The organism is Stenotrophomonas sp. STEN030 (assembly GCF_056759995.1).
The window spans coordinates 69,201-93,365 of the sequence record NZ_JBRREB010000003.1 but is presented as its reverse complement, the minus strand read 5'-3'; the positions used below and the strand labels follow the sequence as shown (position 1 = coordinate 93,365).

26 protein-coding genes, 1 other RNA gene and 1 riboswitch are annotated in these 24,165 nt (G+C 64.1%); of the genes, 7 read left to right on the top strand and 20 right to left on the bottom strand.

What is annotated here, in order from left to right; all coding sequences use genetic code 11:
• From ACVOLR_RS01625 to mraZ, 4 genes are read right to left on the bottom strand one after another with little or no spacing between them, the layout of a single operon-like run.
• Window positions 1–1,863, bottom strand: a complete 1,863-nt coding sequence (locus tag ACVOLR_RS01625) for a peptidoglycan D,D-transpeptidase FtsI family protein (RefSeq protein ID WP_481534892.1) — start codon at window positions 1,861–1,863, stop codon at window positions 1–3.
• Entirely contained in the window at window positions 1,860–2,123 is a 264-nt protein-coding gene (gene ftsL / locus ACVOLR_RS01620; protein ID WP_282266357.1) for a cell division protein FtsL, read from the bottom strand. Before ftsL ends, ACVOLR_RS01625 begins: the two co-directional genes overlap by 4 nt.
• Window positions 2,120–3,088: a 16S rRNA (cytosine(1402)-N(4))-methyltransferase RsmH gene (gene rsmH / locus ACVOLR_RS01615; protein WP_481534923.1), complete on the bottom strand. Its 969-nt coding sequence runs from the start codon at window positions 3,086–3,088 to the stop codon at window positions 2,120–2,122. The genes ftsL and rsmH overlap by 4 nt, the downstream gene beginning before the upstream one ends.
• A 14-nt stretch (window positions 3,089–3,102) precedes the next feature.
• Entirely contained in the window at window positions 3,103–3,549 is a 447-nt protein-coding gene (mraZ, locus tag ACVOLR_RS01610) for a division/cell wall cluster transcriptional repressor MraZ (RefSeq protein ID WP_057627453.1), read from the bottom strand.
• Window positions 3,550–3,877: 328 nt separating this feature from the next.
• Here mraZ and ACVOLR_RS01605 point away from each other — a divergent pair, with 328 nt between their 5' ends.
• Window positions 3,878–4,654 carry an NRDE family protein gene (locus tag ACVOLR_RS01605; RefSeq protein WP_481534891.1) on the top strand — a complete coding sequence of 259 codons (777 nt, stop codon included), beginning with the start codon at window positions 3,878–3,880 and terminating at the stop codon, window positions 4,652–4,654.
• Window positions 4,655–5,146: 492 nt separating this feature from the next.
• On the opposite strand, the gene rnpB is transcribed toward ACVOLR_RS01605, so the two are convergent.
• The 3 genes from rnpB to rsmI all read right to left on the bottom strand — a co-directional run bounded on the left by rnpB (window position 5,147) and on the right by rsmI (window position 7,121).
• Window positions 5,147–5,497, bottom strand: an RNA gene (gene rnpB, locus ACVOLR_RS01600) — RNase P RNA component class A.
• A 45-nt stretch (window positions 5,498–5,542) separates the two neighbouring features.
• The gene (locus tag ACVOLR_RS01595; RefSeq protein WP_481534890.1) at window positions 5,543–6,307 is read right to left on the bottom strand and encodes a hypothetical protein; all 765 of its coding nucleotides are present in this window, start codon (window positions 6,305–6,307) and stop codon (window positions 5,543–5,545) included.
• Window positions 6,285–7,121 carry a 16S rRNA (cytidine(1402)-2'-O)-methyltransferase gene (rsmI, locus tag ACVOLR_RS01590; RefSeq protein WP_481512187.1) on the bottom strand — a complete coding sequence of 279 codons (837 nt, stop codon included), beginning with the start codon at window positions 7,119–7,121 and terminating at the stop codon, window positions 6,285–6,287. Before rsmI ends, ACVOLR_RS01595 begins: the two co-directional genes overlap by 23 nt.
• Before the next feature lie 82 nt (window positions 7,122–7,203).
• Between rsmI and ACVOLR_RS01585 the strand changes: the two genes are divergently transcribed.
• Genes ACVOLR_RS01585 through ACVOLR_RS01565 form a run of 5 tightly spaced genes read left to right on the top strand, consistent with a single transcriptional unit; the run spans window position 7,204 to window position 11,826 of the window.
• A complete protein-coding gene (locus ACVOLR_RS01585; protein ID WP_481534889.1) occupies window positions 7,204–8,928 on the top strand; it encodes a penicillin-binding protein activator in 1,725 nt (574 codons plus the stop codon).
• The gene (locus ACVOLR_RS01580; protein ID WP_481534888.1) at window positions 8,918–9,292 is read left to right on the top strand and encodes a YraN family protein; all 375 of its coding nucleotides are present in this window, start codon (window positions 8,918–8,920) and stop codon (window positions 9,290–9,292) included. The genes ACVOLR_RS01585 and ACVOLR_RS01580 overlap by 11 nt, the downstream gene beginning before the upstream one ends.
• Window positions 9,292–9,837: a metal-dependent hydrolase gene (locus ACVOLR_RS01575; RefSeq protein WP_481534887.1), complete on the top strand. Its 546-nt coding sequence runs from the start codon at window positions 9,292–9,294 to the stop codon at window positions 9,835–9,837. The genes ACVOLR_RS01580 and ACVOLR_RS01575 overlap by 1 nt, the downstream gene beginning before the upstream one ends.
• A 17-nt stretch (window positions 9,838–9,854) precedes the next feature.
• Window positions 9,855–10,424 carry a TlpA disulfide reductase family protein gene (locus ACVOLR_RS01570; RefSeq protein ID WP_481534886.1) on the top strand — a complete coding sequence of 190 codons (570 nt, stop codon included), beginning with the start codon at window positions 9,855–9,857 and terminating at the stop codon, window positions 10,422–10,424.
• A 19-nt stretch (window positions 10,425–10,443) separates the two neighbouring features.
• Window positions 10,444–11,826, top strand: a complete 1,383-nt coding sequence (locus tag ACVOLR_RS01565) for an FAD-binding oxidoreductase (RefSeq protein WP_481534885.1) — start codon at window positions 10,444–10,446, stop codon at window positions 11,824–11,826.
• A 125-nt stretch (window positions 11,827–11,951) separates the two neighbouring features.
• Here the strand turns inward: ACVOLR_RS01565 and ACVOLR_RS01560 are convergent, their stop codons facing one another.
• The 9 genes from ACVOLR_RS01560 to ACVOLR_RS01520 form a co-directional block, all read right to left on the bottom strand.
• Window positions 11,952–12,506: a GTP-binding protein gene (locus ACVOLR_RS01560; RefSeq protein ID WP_481534922.1), complete on the bottom strand. Its 555-nt coding sequence runs from the start codon at window positions 12,504–12,506 to the stop codon at window positions 11,952–11,954.
• Window positions 12,503–13,393 carry a hypothetical protein gene (locus ACVOLR_RS01555; RefSeq protein WP_481534884.1) on the bottom strand — a complete coding sequence of 297 codons (891 nt, stop codon included), beginning with the start codon at window positions 13,391–13,393 and terminating at the stop codon, window positions 12,503–12,505. Before ACVOLR_RS01555 ends, ACVOLR_RS01560 begins: the two co-directional genes overlap by 4 nt.
• 143 nt (window positions 13,394–13,536) lie before the next feature.
• The gene (locus ACVOLR_RS01550) at window positions 13,537–13,899 is read right to left on the bottom strand and encodes a roadblock/LC7 domain-containing protein (protein ID WP_057627433.1); all 363 of its coding nucleotides are present in this window, start codon (window positions 13,897–13,899) and stop codon (window positions 13,537–13,539) included.
• 163 nt (window positions 13,900–14,062) lie between these two features.
• Window positions 14,063–14,461 (bottom strand): roadblock/LC7 domain-containing protein, encoded by a 399-nt coding sequence (locus tag ACVOLR_RS01545; protein WP_481532780.1) that lies wholly within the window; start codon window positions 14,459–14,461, stop codon window positions 14,063–14,065.
• A gap of 179 nt (window positions 14,462–14,640) precedes the next feature.
• Window positions 14,641–15,633, bottom strand: a complete 993-nt coding sequence (gene thiL, locus ACVOLR_RS01540; RefSeq protein WP_481534883.1) for a thiamine-phosphate kinase — start codon at window positions 15,631–15,633, stop codon at window positions 14,641–14,643.
• Between the two features lie 93 nt (window positions 15,634–15,726).
• On the bottom strand, window positions 15,727–16,206 hold the full coding sequence (gene nusB, locus ACVOLR_RS01535; RefSeq protein WP_481512195.1) for a transcription antitermination factor NusB: 480 nt from the start codon (window positions 16,204–16,206) through the stop codon (window positions 15,727–15,729).
• Window positions 16,203–16,670: a 6,7-dimethyl-8-ribityllumazine synthase gene (gene ribH, locus ACVOLR_RS01530; protein WP_481512196.1), complete on the bottom strand. Its 468-nt coding sequence runs from the start codon at window positions 16,668–16,670 to the stop codon at window positions 16,203–16,205. Before ribH ends, nusB begins: the two co-directional genes overlap by 4 nt.
• A 112-nt stretch (window positions 16,671–16,782) precedes the next feature.
• Window positions 16,783–17,883 carry a 3,4-dihydroxy-2-butanone-4-phosphate synthase gene (gene ribB, locus ACVOLR_RS01525; protein ID WP_481534882.1) on the bottom strand — a complete coding sequence of 367 codons (1,101 nt, stop codon included), beginning with the start codon at window positions 17,881–17,883 and terminating at the stop codon, window positions 16,783–16,785.
• Window positions 17,880–18,482, bottom strand: coding sequence for a riboflavin synthase (locus ACVOLR_RS01520; protein WP_481534881.1), 603 nt, complete (start codon window positions 18,480–18,482; stop codon window positions 17,880–17,882). Before ACVOLR_RS01520 ends, ribB begins: the two co-directional genes overlap by 4 nt.
• Window positions 18,483–18,557: 75 nt before the next feature.
• Window positions 18,558–18,742: riboswitch (FMN riboswitch) on the bottom strand.
• Window positions 18,743–19,373: 631 nt separating this feature from the next.
• On the opposite strand from ACVOLR_RS01520, the gene ACVOLR_RS01515 reads away from it, so the two are divergent.
• On the top strand, window positions 19,374–19,997 hold the full coding sequence (locus tag ACVOLR_RS01515) for a hypothetical protein (protein ID WP_481534880.1): 624 nt from the start codon (window positions 19,374–19,376) through the stop codon (window positions 19,995–19,997).
• Window positions 19,998–20,169: 172 nt separating this feature from the next.
• On the opposite strand, the gene ribD is transcribed toward ACVOLR_RS01515, so the two are convergent.
• The 4 genes from ribD to glyA form a co-directional block, all read right to left on the bottom strand.
• Window positions 20,170–21,258, bottom strand: a complete 1,089-nt coding sequence (gene ribD / locus ACVOLR_RS01510) for a bifunctional diaminohydroxyphosphoribosylaminopyrimidine deaminase/5-amino-6-(5-phosphoribosylamino)uracil reductase RibD (protein ID WP_481534879.1) — start codon at window positions 21,256–21,258, stop codon at window positions 20,170–20,172.
• 99 nt (window positions 21,259–21,357) lie between these two features.
• Complete coding sequence (locus tag ACVOLR_RS01505; protein ID WP_481534878.1) at window positions 21,358–21,825, bottom strand: GNAT family N-acetyltransferase; 468 nt, start codon at window positions 21,823–21,825, stop codon at window positions 21,358–21,360.
• Between the two features lie 242 nt (window positions 21,826–22,067).
• Window positions 22,068–22,601, bottom strand: coding sequence for a transcriptional regulator NrdR (gene nrdR, locus ACVOLR_RS01500; RefSeq protein ID WP_481534877.1), 534 nt, complete (start codon window positions 22,599–22,601; stop codon window positions 22,068–22,070).
• Window positions 22,602–22,756: 155 nt separating this feature from the next.
• Window positions 22,757–24,010: a serine hydroxymethyltransferase gene (gene glyA, locus ACVOLR_RS01495; protein ID WP_481534876.1), complete on the bottom strand. Its 1,254-nt coding sequence runs from the start codon at window positions 24,008–24,010 to the stop codon at window positions 22,757–22,759.
• Window positions 24,011–24,165: the final 155 nt, after the last annotated feature.

Sequence of the window (24,165 nt, the reverse complement as noted above, 5' to 3'; positions counted from 1 at the left end):
TCACTGGCGCACCTCCGTGGCGGCAGGCGTCGGAGCGACGGCCGTCGGCAGTGCGGCATCAAATTCGGCCGTGGCGTTGGGCGCCTCGTCCGGGTCCTGCGGAATCGGCAGTGGCGCCGCGCTGCTGCCCGGCTTGCCACCCACCTTGCCCGCGGCCTGCGCGGCCAGCCAGGACTGGATGTCATCCGGCGGCACGTCCATCAAACGCAGCGTGCCTTCCATCACGTGATGGAACACCGGTGCGGAGACCAGGCCGCCGTACTGCAGCGAGCCCTGCGGGTCGTTGACCACGATCACCGCCGCATAGCGCGGCGCGGTAGCCGGTACGACACCGGCGAACAACAGATTGTAGTGGCCGCGTTCGTAGCCATTGGGGCCGTTCTTGCGCGCGGTACCGGTCTTGCCGGCCACGTGATAACCGAGGATCGCCGCCTGCTTGGCGCCGCCGTTGGTGACAACGGTTTCCATCATCCGTACGACTTCGCGCGCGACTTCCGGGTCGATGACCTGGCGTGCTTCGTTGCGCTGGCCTTTGATGAAGGTCGGCTGGATCACCTGCCCACCATTGGCCAGCGCCGAGTACGCCTGCGCGATCTGCAGCGGCGTCACCGACAGGCCGTAGCCGTAGGACATGGTGGTCTTGGTGGTGCCATACCAGCTCGGGCTGCCCGGGCGTGCGACCACACCCGACGATTCGCCGGGGAAACCGCTGTTCGGGGCGACGCCGTAGCCGAAGCCACGCACCGAGTCATAGAAGGTCTGGTCAGGAATGCGCGCCACGATCTTGGCCGCACCAATGTTCGAGCTGCGGGTGATCACGCCGGTGACATTGAGCACGCCGTTGTTACGCGGTACGTCACGGATGGTGTAACGGCCCAGCGACATATAGCCCGGATTGGTGTCGATGACCGTATCCGGGGTGACCACATGGTTCTGCAACGCAGTGGCAATGGTCAGCGGCTTCATCGTCGAGCCCGGCTCGACCAGATCGGTGACAGCGCGGTTGCGGCGCGTGTCCGGGGTCGCACCACTGACCGAATTCGGGTTGTAGGTCGGCAGGTTGGCCATGGCCATCACTTCGCCGGTGGCCACATCCATGATCACGATGGAACCGCCAGCCGCCTTGTTGGTGGTGACCGCGTTGCGCAGCTCGCGCATCGCCAGGAACTGGATGCGGCGGTCGATGCTCAGGGTCAAATCCTTGCCCGGCTCGGCAGGACGCACCAGATCGATGCTCTCGACGATCGCGCCCTTGCGGTCGCGGATGACACGCTTGGCGCCCGGCTTGCCGCGCAGCCATTCGTCGAAGGCCAGCTCCAGCCCTTCCTGGCCGAGATCGTCGATATTGGTGAAGCCCAGCACGTGCGCCATCGCCTCACCCTGCGGGTAATAGCGACGGAACTCGCGCTGCGAGAACACGCCCGGAATCTTCAGCGCGACCACCTGCTCGGCCACGTCCGGATTGATCCGGCGGCGCAGGTACATGAATTCCTTGTCGGCCTTCTGGGTCAGCTTGGTGGTCAGTTCGTCCACCGGCAGCGACAGCGCGCGTGCCAACTCGGGAATACGCTCCGGTGCGCGCAGCAGTTCCTGCGGGTTGACCCAGATCGAAGCCACCGGCGTGGACACGGCTACCGGCTCGCCGTTGCGGTCGGTGATCATGCCGCGCGAGGTCGGGATCGGCACATCGCGCAGGAAGCGGGCTTCGCCTTCGCGCTGATAGAAATCGTTGTTGATCAGCTGCACATACGCGGCACGACCGACCAGCGTCACCGCACACAGACCCAGCCCCACGCCAACCATCAGCATGCGGGTGCGCAGATTGAACTGCGTGCGGGTACGGTTGCGGCTGGGCTTGTTCATGGCCGGATCACCACGATGTCAGCGGCCTCGGGGAACTTCATGCCCAAGCGGCCGCGAGCTTCCTGGTCCACACGCGTGGCCTGGGCCAGGGTTGCCTGTTCCAGCTGCAGACGGCCGAACTCGATGTTGATCTCGTCGCGCGCATGTTCCAACTTGGACAGCTCGACGAACAGCTGGCGGTGGCGGTGGCGCATGAACACCACGCCGATTGCCGAGGCAATCGTGCATGCCAGCAGGACGATCAACAGCAGGCGGCTCATCCGGCCACCTCGCACTTCTGGGCCACGCGAAGCACGGCGCTACGCGAGCGCGGGTTCATCGCCAGCTCGTCGTCATCGGCCTTGATGGCGCCGCCGATCAGTTCCAGCGTCGGCACGAAGGCCTGCAGCTCCGGCAGCCGGCGATTGGTCGGCGGCGCCTTGGCATGGCGGTTCATGAACTGCTTGACGATGCGGTCTTCCAGCGAGTGGAAGCTGATCACCGCCAAACGGCCACCGGGCTTGAGCCGCGCCATCGCCGCGTCCAGACCGGCTTCAAGGTCGGCCAGTTCGCGGTTGATATGGATGCGGATGGCCTGGAAGCTGCGCGTCGCCGGATGGATCTTGTCCTTGCCGCGCGGCATCACCGAGGCGATCAGCTCGGCCAGTTCAGCGGTACGCGTGAACGGCTGCTTGTCGCGGCGCGCAACGATGGCGCGGGCGATGCGACGGCTCTGGCGCTCATCGCCATAGGTGAACAGCACGTCGGCAATTTCGCGGTCTTCGGCGCGGTTCAACCAATCCGCAGCGCTTTCACCCGAGTCCGGGTCCATGCGCATGTCCAGCGGGCCGTCCTTGCCGAAGCTGAAACCACGCTCGGCCACATCGAGCTGCGGCGAGGACACGCCCAGGTCGAACAGAACGCCATCCAGACCGGCAGCGGTTTCGCTCCAGTCCAGCAGATCGGCAAAGCTGCCGCGATAGATCGAGACACGGCCGTCCGGCGCGAAGTCGCGCTCGGCCACGGCAATGGCTTCGGGGTCCTTGTCCATCACCAGCAGGCGCCCGTCCGCGCCGAGCTGGCGCAGCACGCCACCAGCGTGACCGCCACGACCGAACGTGCCATCCAGATAAGTACCGTTTTCGATCACCCTCAGGCCGTCAAGGACCTGGGTGTACAGCACCGGCAGGTGAGCTGCCGGCGGCTGCGACACCGTTGGGTGACCGGCCTGCGCTCCTCCGCGCACCCGGGCACCCCGGCTCACAACTTCAGATCGAGAAGCCCATCGCCCAGATCCTCATCAGACAACGTCTGCTGGATCAGTGCGCGATGCGCTTGCTCGCTCCACAATTCAAACTTCTCACCCATGCCCATCAGCACTGCTTTCTTCTCGATGCCCACCGCGCTGCGGTGACTGGACGGCAGGCTGATACGGCCATTGCCATCCAGTTCCAGATGGGCGGCCGAGCCGACAAGCTTCTGCTGCAGGGTTCGCACTACGCGCTGGGTATTGGGCTTTGCCATTACGTCGTCCCGCACCCGCTCCCACTCCTGCTCTGAGTACAACCACAAGCAACCGGCTTCGAACGGGTTGTAGGTCAGCACAAGGCGATTACCGCTGGCACGCGCGACCAGGTCGCGATAAGCGGTTGGCACCGCCATGCGTCCCTTGTCGTCAACCGTGATGGCAGTCTCACCCTGGAACACGCCTATGGCACCCGCTCGTTGGTTTTGCTTGGGAAGTTATTGAACCACGAAAAACCACAAAAAACCCGGTTTCCCCTCTGATGCCCACCTTAGCAGCGGCCCTAGGGTTGTCAACAACTTTCAGCGCACAAAATCACGTGCCGCATCAATGGTTTGCGCCAATGTTTAGAGAGTTGTTCAAGGTTTATCCACAAGTTACTGGTTTACTTCAAATTTTGAGATTTGTATGAAATTCAGTGGTGTAGAGGTGGCGTGAAAATGGACCCTCGGCCCAGCCGCCATTCAGGCCCGTATGGCTGACACCCGCGCAAAACGGCACACTCCGTGCATGTGCCTTGTCGCCCTCGCCTGGAAAACCCACCCGCATTGGCGCCTGCTCATGGCCGGCAACCGTGACGAATTCCACGCCCGCCCCACCGCGCCGTTGCAGCGTTGGCCATCGCCCTACGACAAAGTGATCGCCGGCCGCGACCTGCGCTCCGGCGGCAGCTGGGTGGGTGTGAATCTGCGCGGCCAAGCCGCCGTGGTCACCAATGTGCGCGACCCAAGCGCAGCCGCAGGCGGGCCTTCGCGCGGCGAACTGATCGCCGGATTCCTGGATGGCGGACAGGCAGCCAAGGACTATGCCGACAACCTGGCCAGCCGGGCGCCGGAGTTTGCACCATTCAATCTATTGGTCGCCGACGCTGAAAGCTGCAGCTATCTGGGCAACCACCCGCAGGCCCGACAGGATCTGGCGCCAGGCGTGCACGGCATGTCCAACGGCGCGCTGGATGCACCCTGGCCCAAGACCCGTCGTTTGATGAGCGCGCTTGAGAATTGGTTGGCCGCAGGAAATGACGGCCTGGAGCCGCTTTGGGCTGCGCTGGCCGATGAGCAGCAGGCCGCGGACGCACAACTACCTGCTACCGGTGTTCCGCTGGAGTTGGAACGACGCTTGTCGAGCGCGTTCATACGCGGAACTGACTACGGCACCCGCGCCAGCACCATCGTGGCGATCGACAGGGATGGAGGGGGATTCATCCACGAGCGCCGTTTCGGGCCGGATGGCGTGTATCTGGGGGAGACGCGTGTGGAGATTGGGAAAGAAGGCTTTGGCTCCTAGTTCCCTCCCTTTCGCCGCAGGCGAAGGGGAGGGTTAGGGAGGGGTGCTTTGGCTTTGGCTTTGGCTTTGGCTTTGGCTTTGGCTTTGGCTTTGGCTTTGGACCACAGCCAAAGCAAGATCAAAAGCTCCCCCCATCCGCCCTCCGGGCACCTTCCCCCGCAGGCGGGAGAAGGGAAAGAACACAGCAAAGCAGGAGCCAAGGCCAAAGCCAGAGCCAGAGCCAGAGCCAAAGCCAAAGCCAAAGCCAAAGCCAGAGCCAGAGCCAGAGCAGAAACCAGAGCCGAACCCGAAGCCAAAGCCAAGCAAAAGCTACAGCCGCACTTCTACCCACCACGATGCGCAGCGAGCCAAGCACTAAATCCGAAGAGCCAGAGCCCCCTTTAGTAAAGGGGGCGCGCCGACAGGCGCGGGGAATTGGAGGGCAGAGGCCCGGGGCCCAAAGTTTTGCGCTGCAAAACTTTGGGGCTTTCATCGCCCGCCAGGCGATGAAAGCGGCGGAGCCGGCCGATAAGCCGGGTTTTGTCGTGGACAGTCATTCCTCTAGGCGCTACGTCACCGTAACGCTCAAGCAACCTACCCGGACCCGACGCGGGCCACGCCATTAGGTCCCTATTTGGTCTTGCTCCAGGTGGGGTTTGCCGTGCCGGTCTGTTGCCAGACTCGCGGTGCGCTCTTACCGCACCATTTCACCCTTACCACGCGCCCGAAGGCCGTTCGGCGGTATCTTCCTGTTGCACTTTCCGTCGGCTTGCGCCGCCCAGGCGTTACCTGGCACCTTGCCCTGTGGAGCCCGGACTTTCCTCGGCATTCCCGAAGGAATGACGCGACTGTCTGGCCGACTCCGCCGCGCGCATTATCGCACGTCCGGTACAGCACCGGCCGATCATTTCATTCAGCTGCAAGCAGTTGGTAACGCAGCGGTCGTACGCCTTCATCAGTGAATGACAGCAGCCAGCCTTCATGCAGGATGTCGATCTGCTGGAAGTCCGCATGCGCGCCACTGTCCCGCAACTGCTGCGACAACTCATCAAGCGCCGCCAGCGCCCAGCTACGCAACACTGCCGGATCGGCATCTTCGACAAAGGCCACAGCCGGCAACGGCCAGTTGTCGTACAGCAACAACACATTGCGCGATTGACGGGCATAGCCTGGCTTGTGCAGCACCTGGCGCTTTTTCTCCACCGCCCAGCGCATCACTTCCACCCACAGCCGCTCAGGTTCATCGCCCGCCCATGGACTGCCCTCATAGGTATCAGCCAACAACTGACGCAGCAGCGGGCTATCCCATTCGGCGCGTGCTTCCTCGGCGCGATGCTGCGGCACCGGCCGCACCCAGCCGGAATTGATGCCGTTCAACTTGGCCTGTAGCTGCTTGAAGGCCTCAGGCACCACTTCCATGCATTCCACGCCAATCCGATCGTTGCCGACGTCCAGCATGAAGTCCGGGCTCTCGCGCTTGCTCACCCGCAGCGGATAGGCCAGCTCCGATGCCCAGGCGGCCAACCAACGCACCATCATCCAGCGCTCGCGCTGGGTCTTGATCTCGCCGCCAGTGCCGCCCGCCAACGGATGCTCGCGCAGGTCGAGTTGCTGGCGCAGGCTGGCGGCATCGGCCGCCGCCCACATCGCCTCAGTCGTTGCTGCCCTGTCCATACAAAGCCTTGCGCGGCGCGCCGCTCAGTTCGGCCGCAAGCTTGGCGGCAGTGGAAGGCGGCAGGTGTTCGTTCAATTTGGCGTACAAGCGGCGGCCCTCGGCGACCTTGGCTTCTTCATCATCGCCTGCGCCCTGCACCATCACCACGAACTCGCCCTTGCGCTGGTTGTCATCGGCCAACACCTTTGCCAGCAGCTGATCCAGATTGCCATCAAGCACGGTCTCGAACAGCTTGGTCAGCTCGCGCGCCACCACCGCCGGGCGCTCACCACCAAACGCGCCCGCCATGTCAGCCAGCGACTCGGCAATGCGGTGCGAGGATTCGTAGAACACCAGGGTGCCGGTCTCGGCTGCCAGCTTGTTCAGGCGTTCACGGCGGGCCGCGCCCTTGGCCGGCAGGAAGCCTTCAAATACGAAACGATCGCTGGGCAGACCGGCCACGCTCAAGGCGGCAATTGCCGCGCAGGCACCTGGGATAGGACTGACTTTGACCCCGGCCGCGCGCGCCGCGCGCACCAGACGGAAGCCCGGATCACTGACCAGCGGGGTACCCGCGTCACTGACCACCGCCAGCGACTCACCACCCAGCAACCGCGCCACGACGCGCTCAGCCATCGCCTCTTCGTTATGGTCGTGTAGAGCCACCAAGGGTTTGCTGATACCGAAATGCGATAACAGCTGACCGGTATGACGGGTGTCTTCCGCACAAATGGCGGCCACCGAACGCAGCACCTCCTGTGCACGCGGGCTCAGATCGCCAAGGTTGCCGATCGGCGTGGCAACGACATACAAGGTGGCAGCAGCAGTACTCATCATCGGTATTTCCGTGGGCCAAGGGTAGAATCGTACCGTTTCCCCCGCCCGGCACTGCCGCGCCCTGTCGAACGGACCTCAAATGAACAAGCCAGCCGCACGGATTTCCGCCCTGTCATTGTCGATGCTGCTGTTCGTCGGCTGCGCCACCACCAGCGTTGCCCCGACCAGCTCCCCCGCCCAGCAGGCCGCCATCGCCCTGCTTGAACAAGGCAAACCGCGCGAAGCCGCACAGCAACTGGAAGCCCAGGCCGCGCTGGTACGCGGCGCCGGCAAGAGCTTGCTGCTGGCCGATGCCGCCTTTGCCTGGCAGGAAGCCGGTGACAGCGCGCGTGCGCGCATGCTGATGGCGCAGGTGCAGCCGCGCCAGCTGTCCGGCGCTACCCGCCAACGCTTCAACCTGCTGCAGGCCGAGCTGGCGTTGAGCGACAAGCAGCCGGCCACCGTGCTGCAGGTGTTGACCGAGAACCCGGCAGCGCTGCCGGCAGCGCTGCAGGCACGCTGGTACCTGGCCCGCGCGCAGGCGCTGGAAGCCAGCGGCGACGCCTTTGCCGCCGCCGCCGAGCGCGCCCGCGCCGGTACCCTGCTCAGCGGCACGGCACGCAATGACAACCAGCGCGCCATCACCCGCCTGTTGGCCGGCCTGAACGACGCCACCCTGAGCAGCCGCGCCGCCGCGCTGCCGGTCGGCGACCCGCTCTACAACCACGCTGGCCGCGCGATGATCGGCCGTGGCCTGCCGCTGCCGCGCCCGTTCGACCGCGATACCGCCTCGCAGCTGGATACCAGCAAGCGCCCGGCGGCCGATGCCGACGGCTACCGCCCGCCGGTGAAGATGGCGGTGTTGTTGCCACTCAGCGGCAACCTGGCTGCCGCTGGTGCTTCGGTTCGCGACGGTCTGCTGGCCGGTTACTACGGCGAAAGCCGCCGCCGCCCGTCAATCGACTTCATCGACACCAAGGGCACCGCCAGCGGCGCCGGCGCAGCCTATGACAAGGCCGTCAGCAACGGCGTCGACTTCATTGTCGGCCCACTCGGCCGCGACGAGGTTGACGCGCTGTTTCACCGCAGCGAGCTGCCGGTGCCCCTGCTCGCCCTGAACCGCGGCAAGGACACACCGCCGCCGGGCAGCGCGGCCTTCTCGCTGGCGCCGGAAGACGATGGCCTGATGGCCGCCGAGTACCTGCTCGGTCGCGAGCGCCGCAATGTGCTGGTGATCGCCAGCAGTGACGACGCCGGCCGCCGTTCCAGCGGCGCCTTCAAGGAACGTTTCAGTGAGCGCGGCGGCAAGATCGCCGCGACCATCAATGTCGGCGAAGTTCCTGCCGACATCACCGCTCAACTGCGCCAGGCAACCGGCATCGATGCGATCCTGCTCGCGGTCAAGGGCAACCAGGCGCGTGTACTGGCACCGCAGCTGGCCTTGGCCGGTTTGAGCGGCGTCAGCCGTGTCGGCACCTCGCAGTTGACCGCAGGCACCGGCAAGGCCGAAGACGACGTCGCCCTGGATGGCATCGCCTTCCCGACCGATGCCTGGAGCAGCCGTGGCGTTTCGGGCCTGCCTGCTGCAGCTGCAGTCGCCACCACCTTGCCGACCGCACGCGGCGGCGCAGGCCGTCTATTTGCCTTCGGCTACGACGCCTGGAAGATCACCGCCTACATGGAGAAGCTGGCCAACAGCACCAGCGGCGGCCTCAGCGGCGCCACTGGCACGCTGCACCTGGACGGTTTCGGCAATGTGCTGCGTACGCCAGCCTGGTCGACCTTTAGTACTGGCCGTCCGGTCGCCATCGGTGATGGTCGCTGAGCAGAGCGAACGCGGTGCAGCGGTGGAAGCCGCTGCCCGTGTCCTGCTTGAAAAGGCTGGCCTGCAATGGCGGGCCAGCAATGTGCGCTTTCGCGGCGGTGAGCTGGATCTGGTGATGTACGACCGCGATGCAGCCAGCCTGGTGTTTGTCGAAGTGCGTTACCGCCGTTCGGCGCAGTTCGGCGGCGGCGCTGCCTCCATCGATATCAACAAGCGCCGCAAGCTGGTCCGCGCCGCCCAGCTCTACCTGAGCCAACACCCCGCATTGGCCAACAGCCCTTGCCGCTTCGACGTGGTCGAAGCCAGCGGCGAACCGCCACGCCTGAACTGGATACGCGACGCGTTCCGCGCCGACGACTGCTGATGCCAAGCATATTCACCCACGCCGCAATTCCACTCGCACTGTGGTGCGCCAGCGAGCGCGGACGCATCTCCACGCGCCTGCTGGGTGCAGGCGTTGTCGCAGCGATGCTGCCCGATGCCGATGTGCTTGCCTTCGCGCTGCATGTTCCCTACGCCGATAGCTTTGGTCATCGCGGCGCCAGTCACTCACTGTTGTTTGCCACCCTGTTGGCAGCCCTTGCAACCGCATTCGCCATGCCACTGCGCGCCAGTCGCCTGCAGGCCTTTGCGTTCGTCTTCATCTGCGCCTTGTCGCATCCTCTGCTGGATGCACTGACCTCCGGCGGCCTCGGTGTCGCGCTGTGGTGGCCGTGGAGTGAGCAGCGCCTGTTCGCACCGTGGCGGCCAATCCGCGTGTCGCCTTTCGCCAATAATTTCTTCAGCGCACGCGGCCTGCAGACCGTGCTGTCCGAGCTGCGCTGGGTATGGCTGCCGCTACTGGTGGCCGTGGTCGGCTGGAAGATGGTTCAATCGCCCCACGGTTGGCGCCGCCGCGCCGACGACTGAGCCACCCGGGGGAAACCATGCGTCATCGCCTGCTGCAGTCTTCCAGACTGCTGTTGTCCTGCTGCCTGTTGCTGCTGTCCGTTCAGTCCTTCGCCGCAGCGATCCCTACCGCTGGCGAATTTCCGCCCCCGGTCGCACTTGGCAAAAACCTGCCGGGCGAGCTGGTCGAGCTGCAGCAACGCCGTGGCAAGGTAGTGATCATGACCTTCTGGGCGAGCTGGTGTGGCCCCTGCATGCGCGAGTTGCCGGTGCTGGCGCAACTGCAGAGAGTAGTTGGCAAGGACGCACTGGAAGTCATCGCGGTGAACTGGGATGAGCCGCGCGCGCAGGTGGTGGACTTTGCACGCCGCAACCGGAAGCTCGACCTGGAATACGTACTCGACAGCAAGGGCAAGGCCGCCGTGGCCTATGGGGTGAAAGCCATCCCCTTGATGTTCGTGCTCGACCAGGAGGGCCGCATCAACGCAGTTCATCAGGGTTATTCAGAGCAGGCGCTGCCGGGAATCCTGGAGCAGGTGCTGGCCCTGCTGCCCGAACATGTACGCCTGCGGCCGGCGCAGAACGCCAGCACCGACGCCGGCGGATGACACGGCCTAGAATGGGCGGGTGAACAAGCCCCTTTCCGACGCATTCAAGTACACCCTGTCACAGCTGCTGGGCGATGACTGGCGCACCGACGCCTCCTCGCTAGCAGCCCATGCACAGGACAACTCTTGGCGCCACGCCCTGCCACAGGGCGTCGCGCTGCCCAGCAATCGTGAGCAGGTGCAGGCCATCGTCCGTGCCTGTCGCGAACACGGCGTGCCCTTGGTCGGGCGCGGTACCGGCACCGGCACCACCGGCGCTGCGGTGCCCACGGCTGGCGGCATCGTGCTGTCGTTCGCGCGCATGAACCGCATCGTCGCGATACAACCCGGTGATCGCTGTGCCGTGGTCGAACCCGGCGTACTCAACGGCGATCTGCAACAGGCCTTGATGCCGCATGGCCTGTTCTGGCCACCGGACCCTTCCAGCGCCGATATCTGCAGCATTGGCGGCAATCTGGCCTGCAATGCCGGCGGCCCGCGCGCGGTGAAATACGGCACCAGCCGCGACAACGTGCTTGGCCTGGTTGCGGTCACCGGCACCGGCGAGCTGATCCAATGCGGCGGCGCCTATACCAAGGATTCCACCGGCTACGACCTCACCCATCTGCTGGTCGGCAGCGAAGGCACGCTGGCGCTGATTGTTGAAGCCACGCTCAAGCTGACCCCACGCCCACGTAGCCAAGCCGGCCTACGCGTGCTGTACCGTGATGCCGAAGCGGCCGCTGCCGCCGTATCGCGGGTGATGGCACAGCCGGTGACGCCGACCACGCTGGAATTCATGGATGCACGCAGCCTGCAGTTGCTGCGTCACAACGGCGCGCAGGTACCAGAAGCCGGCGCGATGCTGTTGATTGATGCCGATGGCGATGAAGACACCCTGCCCTATCTATTGAATGCCTTGGCCGAAGCCGCTGAGGGCGACGGCATGCTGGCACTGGATGTAGCCACCGATGGCAGCGCGCGTGACAAGTTGTGGGCAGCGCGCCGCGCCCTGTCGCCGGCGCTGAAGACCATCGCGCCGGGCAAGATCAATGAAGACGTGGTGGTACCGGTGTCGCAGATCCCGGCACTGGTGGAAGGCGTGCAGCAGTTGTCAGCACAAGCGCGGTTGCCGATCGTGACCTTTGGTCATGCAGGCAACGGCAACCTGCACGTCAATATCCTTTATCACCCTGACGATGCCGACGAGAACGCGCGTGCGCATGCGGCCCTGCCCAAGGTATTTGCATTGGCGCTGCAGCTGGGCGGCACCTTGTCGGGGGAACACGGCATCGGCCTGGCCAAGCGCGATTTCATGACGCAGGCGTTTTCAGCAGGAACACTGGCGACGATGCGCGCGATCAAGCAGGCGCTGGACCCGGACGGCATCCTCAATCCGGGCAAGGTGTTGCCGGAGGCGTAGGGCCAGGCTGACTGTAGTGCCGAGCCATGCTCGGCAGGGGCCTTACAAGCGCAAGGTCGGAAGATTCACCGGCTTCGCGGCTTACGCCGCTCCCACAACCAGCACCAACCAACACCATCGCTGGCTCAGGCAATCGATTCCGCGTAGCGGCACGACAGCAGCGCCTTGATCAGGAAATCGACCTGGCTGGTTTCGCGCGCGTCCACCCACATCACCGGCAGGCGATGGCCTTCGCTGGCCAGGGCATTGCGGAACTCGCTGAAGCTGAAATCAGGCTCTCGGTCCTGGCAGGTCACACCCACTGCAAAACAGGCGTCCGGCGCCAATCCGCGGAACTGCTCCAGCAGGGTCAACGTACTTGGCAGCGCGCGCGGGTTGAGTGCGCTCACAAGTACGATCACGCCGATTGCACCTTCGGCCACGATCGGCCACATGAAATCCAGGTAGGCCTGACCGGGCACGCCGTAGACATGCAGCAGCTCACCGTCACCCAGCTCAATGGAGCTGTAATCCAGCGCCACCGTGGTGTGCGACTTGTCTTCGAAAGCCTCCAGCGCCGCTTCGTCGCTGATCGGCATTTCAGTGCTGATCGGTTCCATGTCCGAGATCGACCGGATCGCAGTCGTTTTACCCGCACCCATTTCACCGACAAAAACCAACTTGGTTGCCATAGCCGTCAGACCTGAAGCCCCTTGGAAAAATTGAGCCCGAATCGCTTGGCGATACGTGTGAAGAAGCCGGACACCTTGTTGCCAGAACCCTGCGCGGGAGCAAGCTCGGCACCACTGCCATCAAGCAGCCCGGTACAGGCCGCCGCGGCCATGATACGGGCAATATCATCCAATGACGTGCCGGTGGCCTGGGCCAACTCGCCCGGCTGCCATGGCCGGATCATCATCGCCGCCATCGGCAGCAGCCACTGCACCGGCAATTTCCCGGTTTCCACCTCGGGCCAGCCGCGCAGCTGGCATGGGTTTACGGTCTCCCGCTGCAACAAGGGCTCAGGCGAGCGCGCCGCCGCCTGCCAACAGAAGTCCTCGAATGCATGGGCACTGACCGCGTCGGCCATGCTTTCATCCACCGCTTCGTTACTGCCCAGCAAGGACAAGGTCCAGCCCGGTTCGGCAGCGGCCTTCAAGAAATTCTCATAGGGCAGATCACGCAGCAAGGTTACCCGCGTATGCGTGGCATCGATCATCAGCTTGACCAGACCCAAATGCAGCAGACTGGACTTGCCCTTGCTGTCACCAAGGCTGCGGAACAGCGTGCGCGGCTTGAAGCGCTCGCCACTGTTGTCCGATGCCAACAACAGCTGGCGTAGCTGCTGGAAAATATCGCGGACGCTGGCGCCATACGCCACGCCCGGAATGGACAATCCCGACAGCACCTTGCGCGTGATTGCCAGCACCGGCAAACCCTGCTGATTGGCCTCGCGCAGCAACTGCTGGCCGCTGGTGTCATCGATGCATGCCACCAGCAGATCCACCTGTTGGTGATTCCACTCCTGCACCTCGGCCTGGATGTATTCGGCCATCAGCAAGGAGCTGGCAACCTTCAGCCGCATCATGTGCAGGACATCCAAACCCTGGCAGCCGATCACGGCAGCAGAGATTTTCCGGGCAGGTGCACTCATCGTGTCGATCAGTTCTGTAAGTCAGCGCTCAGCTGGCGCACCACCGCTCCGTCACGGAGCAGTGGTGCGTCATTGCATCACTTGAAATCGAGCGTCTGTTCGAACGACTTCAGCTCGTGGCGTGCCAGCGCCAGGTTGGCGCGCGAACGGTCCAGCACCACGTACAGGAACAGGTCCGCATTGCTTTCCAACGGACGGATCAGGTGGTACTGCTTGGTCAGGGTGATCAGGATGTCTTCGATGGCATCGGTGATGCCGAGCGAAGCGGCAACGCGGCGCTTGGCACGCACCACTTCGGTGTTGCCGGCAGCAGCAACTTCCAGATTGATCGGACCACCGCCGAGCATGCCCAGGGCCATGCCGCTATCGCTGTCGACCAGTGCAGCACCGACGAAACCAGCGATTTCATTCAACTTGTCCAGCTTGACGTTTCCAGCCATGTGATTCTCCATTCCTGATCGATTGTTGTCTAAGTGTTGAATGCGACCAGCCCGCCATGCAGCACCGGCATCGCATCAGATTTTCGTACTCGAACCCGTTCACCCGCGCTGCCTCCCTGGCATGCCAGGCAAGCTGCAGCACCGCTGATTTACAACAAGAGAGTTACAGCAACACCTTGATCCGCGCCGCAGCATCGCGAGCGGCATACAACAGGATGGCAAGGGAGGTATCGGCATGGCCGAGCGCGGCCAGCGTATAGGGCCGGTCCGCAGCAACGCGTACCAGCACCATGCTGCCCTGTGAGGTGGACATGGTCACGTAGTCGGCCGCCGTCAGGCCGAGCTCGCGCGACAAGGTTTCCCCAAGCGTCAAGAAGGAATTGCTCATCGCCGACAAGCGTCTTGGATCGAGCTTGTTCAACGAACGGTGAGCGATCGCACGGCCATCGGCCGTGGAGACCAGCAGCATGGAAATGCCAACGTTGCGATTGATGACGGTGTCGAGTGCTGTTTCCAAGGCACGGCTATCTACCGTGACCGAGGGCGTACCTACATCACTCATCTTCGCCCTCACTTTTTCCAACGTTGCTGTTTCCACCGCCACTTCCCCCTGTTTGCCGTCGCCGGATGCAGACTCTCGATTGCATCAAACCGCGACTTCCATCACGAACGAGATGGTAAATATGAATACGTGGACGCCGCGTGAACACAGAAATCAGTCTTACTGATTACGGGGCTCCCCTATTCCCCGATGCCTGAAAAGTGGTTGTAGCCCTGCCTTGATGCCACCAGCACAGCACCCTCCTGGTTGATCACCTGTACCCCTGTCCCGGCTCGAATATAGCCAATCCGGGTAAGCGGAACTGCTACGGATGCCATGGTTTCGCGCAACGCCTGCCGCTGCCCCGGCGGCGCGGTGAAGCACAACTCATAGTCGTCCCCGGCACTGGCACGCAACGCCATGAACGCCTCGGACAAGCCCGCCTGCGCGGCCGCCGACGAAGCCGGCAATGCGTGTTCAAGCACATCGGCGGCAACCCCGCTGCGTGCGCAGATGTGCCCCAGGTCGGCGAGCACCCCATCGGATATATCCACCGCAGCACTCGCTACACCCCGCAACGCACGGCCCAGCTCAACCCGCGGGGTTGGCCGCGCCAGCCGCTGGCGTAGATGCTCCAGCGCTGCATCGCCCGCAATCCGGCTTACATCCAAAGTCTGCTGCTGCCACAACGCCAAGGCCAGGCCAGCCTCGCCCGGCACGCCACTGACCCAGATGTCATCGCCAAGCTGCGCACCATCACGGCGCAATGCCTGCCCCGCTGCTGCCTGGCCCATCGCGGTGATCGAGATCGACAGCGGACCACGCGTGGTGTCGCCGCCAATCAGGGCGATGCCATGCAGATCGGCCAGCTGGAAGAAGCCTTGGGCGAACTGATCAACCCAGTCCGGATCGGCATCGGGCAGTGACAGCGACAGGCTGCACCAGGCCGGCTGCGCGCCCATTGCGGCCAGATCGGACAGATTCACCGCCAATGCCTTCCAACCGATATCGGCGGGCGGGGTTTCCGCCGGAAAGTGCACGCCTACGTTGAGCGTATCGGTGGTCACCACCAGCTGCTGGCTGGTCGTCGGCTGCAGCAAGGCCGCATCGTCACCGATGCCGAGCACGATGTCAGCGCGCTCGGCGGTACGACTACGGATCCGCTCGATCAGTCCAAACTCGTCAAGGCTCATGATCGCACTCCCTTAAAAACAACAACGCCGGTGCCGATGATGCCGGCCCGGCGCTGTAGCAAACCCCGATGTTGGCGAAGCCGCCGCTGTCGGTTATTGGTTGGATTCAGTCTTGCGCCACTCTAGCGCGGCACGGTCAAGCACGCCATTGACGTAGGTATGGCCATGCTCGGAACCAAAACGCTTGGCGGTTTCGATGGCTTCGTTGATCACCACGCGGTACGGCACGTCCTGGCGGTAACGCAGCTCATAGGCGGCCACGCGCAGCACTGCACGCTCGATGGCATCGACTTCTTCAACCGCGCGGTCGACGAACGGGGCCAGCGCCTCGTCCAGGTCGCGACGGTTGTCCAGCACGCCGCGCAGCAGGCTTTCGAAATACGTCAGATCGGCGATTTCGTGGGCCTGCTCATGGGCAAACTGGGCCAGCAGCGACTCGGCGTTGCCACCGGAGATCTGCCAGGCGTAGATGGCTTGCAGGGCACGGCGGCGCGCGCGCGAGCGCAGCACCGGATCAATGCCGTCGCGACGGACCGGCTTTCCGGCAGGCTTGCCGTTGTTCTTGTTGTTCATGGCAGCTGTTCCAGAAGATTGACCATTTCAATTGCCGACAATGCGGCTTCCTCACCCTTGTTGCCGTGGCTGCCACCTGCGCGGGCCTCGGCATCTTCCACCCGCTCCACCGCCAGCACGCCATTGAGCACCGGCACGCCAAAATCCAGCTGGGCGCGCATCAGGCCTTCGGCACAACGGTCGGCAACGTGTTCGTAATGGCGGGTATCGCCACGGATCACGCAGCCCAGGGTGATGATCGCGGCGTGTTGCCCGGCCGCAGCCAGACGTGCCGCAACCAGCGGGATTTCCCAGGCACCGGGCACACGCACCACGTCGATGGCGTCCTCGCCGACACCGTTGCCGGCCAGGCTCTGGCGCGCGCCGGTCACCAACGCATCGGTGATGCGGGCATTCCAGCGGCTGGCAATGATGGCAAAACGGGCCGAACCGGCCGGGCGGAGGTCGCCTTCGTAGTGGCTCATGGGGGCGTGGGGTTCCAAAAGGTGGGTAAGTCTAACGTGCGGGGGCTTAACCCGCGACGCAGAAAGCGGCTGCAAGCCCGTTCCAGCCGGGCTTGCAGGTCATGCCAATGACTCAGGGCTGCACGGTTTCGACGATTTCCAGCCCATAACCGGCCAGGCCGATCTGCCGGCGCGGGGTGCCGAGCACGCGCAGCTTGCCCAGGCCCAGGTCCGACAGGATCTGCGCGCCGGCACCGTTGCGACGCCATTGGCCAACATCCTTGTCCTTGCCCGGGGTGACCGGCGCCGGCTGCTGACGCAGACGGGCCAGCAGGGAATTGGTGTCACGCGGTGCCGACAGCACCACCATTACCCCGCTGCCGGCGGCGTCGATGGCGCGCAGCGCATCGGTATTGGCCACGCCGAAGTCATCCCGGCGCCAATGCAGCAGGTCGGCCAGTGGATTCTCCACCTGCACGCGGACCAGCGTCGGGGTGTCCTTGTCCGGGGTGCCACGGACCAGTGCGAAATGCAGGTCATTGGCGATGCGGTCGCGGTAGGTGACCAGCTTGAAGGCACCGAACTCGGTGTCGATCTCGCGCTCGTCCACACGTTCGACGGTGTGCTCGGTGGCCAGACGGTAGGCGATCAGGTCAGCAATCGAGCCCATCTTCAAACCATGCTCGCGGGCGAACACCTCCAGCTCCGGGCGGCGCGCCATGCTGCCGTCGGGATTGAGGATCTCCACCAGCACGCCGGCCGGCTCCAGCCCGGCCAGCATGGCCAGATCAACACCGGCCTCGGTGTGGCCGGCGCGGGTCAGCACGCCACCCGGCTGGGCGATCAGCGGGAAGATGTGGCCCGGCTGGTGCAGGTCGGACGGCTTGGCATTGGCCTTCACCGCGGTGCGGATGGTGTGGGCGCGATCATGCGCGGAGATGCCGGTGGTCACGCCTTCGGCGGCTTCGATGCTGACCGTGAAGTTGGTCTGGAACTGCGCGGTATTGGCCTGCACCATCGGCGCCAGGCCGAGATCGGCGGCGCGGGTACGGGTCAGCGGCAGGCAGACCAGGCCGCGACCATGGGTGACCATGAAGTTGATGTCCGACGCCTTGACCAGCTCGGCAGCCATGATCAGGTCGCCTTCGTTCTCGCGATCCTCGTCATCGACGATGACGACCATGCGACCGGCGCGGATTTCTTCCAGCAGTTCGGGAACAGGTGCGAAATTCATTGTGCGGCTCCTTGGCCCAGCAGGCGCTCGACATAGCGGGCGACCAGATCGATTTCCAGATTCACCGCATTGCCCACGCCGGTGGCGGAGAACGCGGTATTGGCGACGGTGTGCGGGATGAGTGCGACCTCAAAGCCCTCGTCATCAGCTTCGTTGACGGTGAGGCTGACGCCATCCACGCAGATCGAGCCTTTCTTGGCGATGTACTTGAGCAGCGGCTTGGGCGCGGCAAAACGCCAGCGCAGGGCGCGTGCATCCTCGTGTATGGACAGCACCTTGCCCAGGCCATCGACGTGGCCGCTGACCAGGTGGCCGCCCAAACGGTCGGTTGGGCGCATGGCGCGCTCAAGGTTGATCACGGCACCTTCGGCCAGGCCGCCAAGGGTGGTAAGGGCCAAGGTTTCGGTTGAGGCATCGGCCTTGAAGCTGCCACCGTCAAAGTCGATGACGGTCAGGCAGACGCCGTTGACGGCGATGCTTTCGCCCATCTGCACCAGCTCGAACGGCAGACTGCCGACGGCGAAGGTAAAGCGGACATCGCCGCCGATGGGTTCGCGTGCGGCCAGACGGCCGACGCCTTCGATGATTCCAGTAAACACTAACGTTCTCCGCGATATGTGAGCGAAAAACGCCGCAAGGCAAACAGGCGCACGGACCCCGCAAGGGGCCCGAAACACCGTCTTCTTTCATCCGGACTATGACCGTCGGCTCCGGCATCTGACCGGATCTGCTGACCTCCAACCGGGCAGCCGCACTGCTGTGCGGACCTTGCTGAAGCGCTCGCGGGCTCGCACAGCGCCCCATCTGAGGCATTGCACCTACCGCCGGTGGGGAGTTGCACCCCGCCCTGAAGACGTTTGTGAGTGCCGGCGAACCGGCCCGGCGATTGTACCAGCGCCGCTCCCGGGAAGGCCTTGGCCGGGCTGAACAAGTGCTTCCCATCCGTGGAACGGATATCCGGAACCACCACCCCCATGGAAAACCGCGTGCGGCTACTGCCGCCTACGCACGAAAAAACTGCCCACGCTGACAAGGAAAAACAGGCAGCCAAGCCCGCTCATCAGCTGATCGCGCCATTGCGACATTGCCGCTGCTGCAAACCAGAGAACCGCCACACAGAGGAACAAACAGCTTTCAAGCTTCAAGACAATTACTACCTCTGAGCGCCATTGCTCACCATGGAGCGCGCACAAATTAGGTGGCAATCTGCCTCGCGCTAATAGGATTGGTCTGGAAATTGAGCCCTTCGGGAGCGAGCCGGACCGCAGTCGCGCGGACATACAAGCGCCCATCATCTTCCAACGCCCGAAAATCAGCGGCCATCTTCAGTAAAAACACCTTCAACGCGGACCCTTCGCGACTGCAACTTCGGCCACCAGCCCGACTTTTCAGGTGTAAAGGTTTCGTTAGACTCCGCCCGCCGCTACATGACGTACGGTCCCGGCCCGCAACGGGCTGGTCGACACGGATATCGCACTGAAGAGGAATCCATGCGCAAGACCCTGATTCTGGCCGCCATGCTGGCTGCCGCACCTGTTGTCGCCTCCGCCAACGGGCTGAGCTACACCTATGTTGAAGCCGGTTGGACCCAGGTCCAGATCAACGACAACTTTCTGAACGACCCGAATCTGGACGGCGCCTACCTGCGCGGTTCGTTCGATATCGCCGAGAAGGTCAATCTGTTCGCCAGCTACTCGCAGGTCAGCAAGTCCGTCAGCTGGGGCAATGGCGTGCGCTCGAAGCTCCGACTGGGCCAGCCGGAGCTGGGCGCCGGCTACCACATGAACATGAGTGAGCGCGTCGACTTTACCGCCGACATCGCCTGGCTGCGCCTGAACCTGGAAGAAAAGCTCAGCGGTGCGGGCCAGTACAACGGCACCTACAAGGACCACACCAACGCCGGCCGCGTGACCATCGGCCTGCGCGGCAAGCCGTCTGCACGCACTGAAGCCTGGATCAAGGGCGGCGCCCTTGATGGCAGCGACATGGACACCGAATTCGTCGGCGTGCTGGGCGGCCAGGTCAAGTTCAACAAGACATGGGGCGTGGTTGCAGAAGGCCAGTGGATGGGTGACTTCGCCCAGTACTCGGTCGGCGTGCGCGCCAGCTTCTGATTTGGCACTACCGGGTTTAATGCAGCGGGGGCCGAAAGGCCCCCGTTTTCTTGCCCCGATTTTGTAGGAGCGGCGTAAGCCGCGAAGCAGACATTGGTGAATACACCAGCCGTTTGTGCCATCTGATGATGTGCGTGCTTCGCGGCTTACGCCGCTCCTACACTGCACTCGATCATGCAGGCCGCAGTAACAGTCGCAGATCCTGCCCCAGCATCCGCGTGTCCAGCAGCTGCAGATTCTGCACCTGCGCCATGGCCTCGATGCCCAAGCCCGCCAACAGCGGCCGCGCGCTATCGCCCATCAGCAGCGGCGCCATGTACAGCAACAATTCGTCGACCAGCTCAGCCTTGAGCAAGGCGCCGCACAAGGTTGGGCCCGCTTCAACATGCACTTCATTGATGCCGCGCGCGGCGAGCACCGCCATCACTTCGGCCAGGTCAAGCCGGCCATCCTCCTGCACCAGAACACCGGCAAATTCAGCGCCATCCAGTACCGGCGCAAGCAGCGCTGGATCGTGCAGATACAAGGTAGGCGCGTCGCCGTGACGCACACGCTTGCACGCCAGGCTGCGCAGCCGTGCATCCAGCACCACCCGCACCGGCGGCAAAAACTCGCCAGTGTCTGGCCGTGCGGTCAGCAAAGGATCATCCGCCACTACCGTGGCCGCGCCGGTCAGGATCGCCCCCGCGCGAGCGCGCCATTGCTGCACATCGGCGCGCGCCGCTTCGCCGGTGATCCACTTGGATTCGCCGTTTGCCATTGCCGTGCGGCCGTCCAGGCTACCGGCCAGCTTCACCCGCACGAATGGGCGGCCACGCTCGATGCGCGACAGGAAGCCACGATTGAGTTCGCGCGCCTGTGTTGCCATCAAACCCACTTCGACCGTAATGCCGGCCTGCCGCAACAACGCAAAACCGCCGCCATCCACATCCGGGAAGGGATCGGCCATCGCCGCCACCACCCGGCCTACGCCCGCTTCGATCAAGGCCAGCGCACATGGCGGCGTGCGCCCGTAATGCGCACAGGGCTCCAAGGTGACGTAGGCGGTAGCGCCACGTGCGCGCTCACCCGCCTGACGCAGCGCGAACACCTCGGCATGCGGGCCGCCTGCACGCTGATGCCAGCCCTCGCCCACCACGTCATCCCCCTGCGCGATGACGCAACCCACCATCGGGTTGGGCCGCGTGGTCCAGGCGGCACGCTCGGCCAGGCGCAGCGCGCGGGCCATCAGCAGGTGATCGGTGGCGGTGAACTGACTCATCGTTGGAACCTCATTGCGAATGCAGCGCGCTGCTCAGTGCGGCAGCGTCCGTACGCAAGTGTATGCGCAGCGATGCCAGCATTGGCACCTCAGTGCAGCTCAGGCATGCCCGGTATCTACTGCCATCACCGTGATGGCCAGCGGTCCCAGCTGCAGCTCGGCATGCACACGCCAACCCAGGCTGCGATACCACGCTACCAATGGCGCTTCGCAATACAGATACAGCACTGGCACGGCCAACGCTGCGGCCTGCGCCACGCAATGCGCGACCAAGGCCGCGCCAACGCCTTTGCCACGCGCTGCCGGGCCTACATACAACGAGGCCAACCACGGCGACCAGCCACGAATCTGTTCGTGATCGTCGTGCAGCAGACTCACCGAGCCCAGCCAACCACTGTCGTCCTCAGCCAGCCAGCTGCAGGGAATGCTGTCGCGCTGCTGCGCACGCAGTTCGGCTTCGGCCTGTGCCACGGTCCACTCCGGCAGCAAACTGCCGAAGGCCTGCACATGCGCGGCCGCCAAGGTCGGCAGCAACTCGGGACGGTCGATCAGATTGACGAACAACATCGGGATTCAAGACCTGCTCAAAGAACGGCGCACACGGTACGCCTGCATCCATCGCGCCGCCAGCTCGCGCACGGCGGGCGCGGTGCTTGTAGGAGCGGCGTAAGCCGCGAAGCTGACGTTGCTTGAGCCCTGGGTACCTGTGCCATCTGATGAACAGTCAGCTTCGCGGCTTACGCCACTCCTACAGACAACTGTCAGGCCCTTGCATCATCTGCTCCGCGTCAACCGCCAGCGGACCAAAGTCAACGCTTCGCCGACTTCGCGGTCCTGCCATCCGTCGACCCCGCCCCTTCCAACAAAGGCAGCTGATCGTTGTCTGCGGAATGGTCGCGCTCGAGCTTTTCGATCTCGTCGCGGAAATCGGCGACATCCTCGAAGCTGCGGTAGACCGAGGCAAAACGCACATAGCCGACATGGTCGAGCTTGCGCAGCTCATCCATCACGAAGCCGCCGACCTTGATCGACGGCACTTCGCGCTCACCGCACATGCGCAGCTGGTGCACCACCGCGCGTACCGCCGCCTCGATGCGCTCTTCCGATACCGGCCGCTTCTGCAGCGCGCGGTCGAAACCCACCCGTAGCTTGCGCGCATCAAAGGCCTCACGGCCGCCATCACTCTTGACGATGACCGGCAGCTTGAGCTCGATGGTCTCCAGCGTGCTGAAACGTTCGCCACAGGCTTCGCAACCACGGCGGCGACGGATGGTGGCGCCATCTTCGGAAACGCGTGAGTCGATCACGCGGGTGTCGGTGTGCTGGCAGAACGGGCAATGCATGTTTCAAGCCTTGGACATCAGGCGCCGCGCATGCGACGTGGAAAACCTGTTACGCAGATACAACAAACCCCGGGCCGGGGCAAGCGCCCAACCCGGGGTAATGCGGTCAACTGTGGGCAGACCGGGTGCCACAAACCGCTGGCACCCGACGCCGATCAGCCATAAACCGGGTACTTGCGGCACTGCTCGCTGACTGCATCACGCACGCGGGCGATGACGGCTTCATCAGCCGGTGCGTCCAGTACGTCGGCAATCCAGTTGGCCAGCGCAACGCAGTCGCCTTCCACGTAACCGCGGGTGGTGATGGCCGGGGTGCCCAGGCGCAGGCCCGAGGTCACGAACGGCGAACGCGGGTCGTTCGGCACCGAGTTCTTGTTGACGGTGATGTGGGCCTTGCCCAGCGCGGCTTCCGCGTCCTTGCCGGACACGTCCTTGCCGATCATGTCGACCAGCATCAGGTGGTTCTGGGTGCCGCCGGAGACGATCTTGTAGCCGCGCGCGATCAGCGTGGTCGCCATCGCCTGGGCGTTCTTCACCACCTGCTGCTGGTACGCCTTGAATTCCGGCTCCAGCGCTTCCTTGAAGGCCACCGCCTTGGCGGCGATGACGTGCATCAGCGGACCACCCTGGATGCCTGGGAACACGATCGACTGCAGCTTCTTTTCGATCTCTTCGCCAGCGCCCTTGGCAATGATGATGCCGCCACGCGGACCACGCAGGGTCTTGTGGGTGGTCGAGGTGACCACGTGCGCGTGGTCGATCGGGCTCGGGTACACGCCGGCAGCGACCAGACCGGCAACGTGCGCCATGTCCACGAACAGGTAAGCACCGACCTTGTCGGCGATGGCGCGGAAGCGTGCCCAGTCGATGACCTGCGAATAGGCGGAGAAACCAGCCACCACCATCTTCGGCTTGTGCTCCAGCGCCAGACGCTCGACTTCGTCATAGTCGATCAGGCCGGCTTCGTTCACACCGTACTGGATCGCATTGAAGATCTTGCCCGAGGCATTGACCTTGGCACCGTGGGTCAGGTGGCCGCCGTGGGCCAGGCTCATGCCCAGGATGGTGTCGCCCGGCTGCAGCAGCGCGAAGTACACGGCCTGGTTGGCCTGCGAGCCGCTGTGCGGCTGCACGTTGGCGTAATCGGCGCCAAACAGCTGCTTGAGACGGTCCAGCGCCAGCTTCTCAGCGATGTCCACGTACTCGCAGCCACCGTAGTAGCGCTTGCCCGGGTAACCCTCGGCGTACTTGTTGGTCAGCTGGCTGCCCTGCGCCTCCATCACCATCGGGCTGGCGTAGTTCTCGCTGGCAATCAGCTCGACATGGTCTTCCTGACGCTGGCACTCATCGGCAATGGCCTTGGCCAACTCGGGATCGTAGGACTCGATACGGGCTTCACGCGGGAACATCACAGCTCCTGGTACGGGGGCGAGGGAGCTGTTGATTGTAGCCCGTTCCTGCCACTGGGCCGCCTGTTCATTCGGCATCAGCTGCGCTGGGTGGCGAGCTCCGCGATGTGACGAGCGTCACAAACGACGCCAGTTACCTGATTTCGGTGATCGCC

What these genes read in the sequence shown, in the direction of transcription:
- nrdR (WP_481534877.1), bottom strand. Translation starts at nt 22,601, where the DNA reads ATGCATTGCCCGTTCTGCCAGCACACCGACACCCGCGTGATCGACTCA.
- ribD (WP_481534879.1), bottom strand. Translation starts at nt 21,258, where the DNA reads ATGAGTCAGTTCACCGCCACCGATCACCTGCTGATGGCCCGCGCGCTG.
- ribB (WP_481534882.1), bottom strand. Translation starts at nt 17,883, where the DNA reads ATGAATTTCGCACCTGTTCCCGAACTGCTGGAAGAAATCCGCGCCGGT.
- ACVOLR_RS01570 (WP_481534886.1), top strand. Translation starts at nt 9,855, where the DNA reads ATGCGTCATCGCCTGCTGCAGTCTTCCAGACTGCTGTTGTCCTGCTGC.
- glyA (WP_481534876.1), bottom strand. Translation starts at nt 24,010, where the DNA reads ATGTTCCCGCGTGAAGCCCGTATCGAGTCCTACGATCCCGAGTTGGCC.
- ACVOLR_RS01550 (WP_057627433.1), bottom strand. Translation starts at nt 13,899, where the DNA reads ATGGCTGGAAACGTCAAGCTGGACAAGTTGAATGAAATCGCTGGTTTC.
- ftsL (WP_282266357.1), bottom strand. Translation starts at nt 2,123, where the DNA reads ATGAGCCGCCTGCTGTTGATCGTCCTGCTGGCATGCACGATTGCCTCG.
- ribH (WP_481512196.1), bottom strand. Translation starts at nt 16,670, where the DNA reads ATGAGCCACTACGAAGGCGACCTCCGCCCGGCCGGTTCGGCCCGTTTT.
- ACVOLR_RS01515 (WP_481534880.1), top strand. Translation starts at nt 19,374, where the DNA reads ATGCGCAAGACCCTGATTCTGGCCGCCATGCTGGCTGCCGCACCTGTT.
- ACVOLR_RS01580 (WP_481534888.1), top strand. Translation starts at nt 8,918, where the DNA reads ATGGTCGCTGAGCAGAGCGAACGCGGTGCAGCGGTGGAAGCCGCTGCC.
- nusB (WP_481512195.1), bottom strand. Translation starts at nt 16,206, where the DNA reads ATGAACAACAAGAACAACGGCAAGCCTGCCGGAAAGCCGGTCCGTCGC.
- ACVOLR_RS01585 (WP_481534889.1), top strand. Translation starts at nt 7,204, where the DNA reads ATGAACAAGCCAGCCGCACGGATTTCCGCCCTGTCATTGTCGATGCTG.
- ACVOLR_RS01605 (WP_481534891.1), top strand. Translation starts at nt 3,878, where the DNA reads ATGTGCCTTGTCGCCCTCGCCTGGAAAACCCACCCGCATTGGCGCCTG.
- ACVOLR_RS01505 (WP_481534878.1), bottom strand. Translation starts at nt 21,825, where the DNA reads ATGTTGTTCGTCAATCTGATCGACCGTCCCGAGTTGCTGCCGACCTTG.
- ACVOLR_RS01625 (WP_481534892.1), bottom strand. Translation starts at nt 1,863, where the DNA reads ATGAACAAGCCCAGCCGCAACCGTACCCGCACGCAGTTCAATCTGCGC.
- thiL (WP_481534883.1), bottom strand. Translation starts at nt 15,633, where the DNA reads ATGAGCCTTGACGAGTTTGGACTGATCGAGCGGATCCGTAGTCGTACC.
- ACVOLR_RS01595 (WP_481534890.1), bottom strand. Translation starts at nt 6,307, where the DNA reads ATGGACAGGGCAGCAACGACTGAGGCGATGTGGGCGGCGGCCGATGCC.
- ACVOLR_RS01575 (WP_481534887.1), top strand. Translation starts at nt 9,292, where the DNA reads ATGCCAAGCATATTCACCCACGCCGCAATTCCACTCGCACTGTGGTGC.
- ACVOLR_RS01555 (WP_481534884.1), bottom strand. Translation starts at nt 13,393, where the DNA reads ATGATGCGGCTGAAGGTTGCCAGCTCCTTGCTGATGGCCGAATACATC.
- ACVOLR_RS01545 (WP_481532780.1), bottom strand. Translation starts at nt 14,461, where the DNA reads ATGAGTGATGTAGGTACGCCCTCGGTCACGGTAGATAGCCGTGCCTTG.
- rsmI (WP_481512187.1), bottom strand. Translation starts at nt 7,121, where the DNA reads ATGAGTACTGCTGCTGCCACCTTGTATGTCGTTGCCACGCCGATCGGC.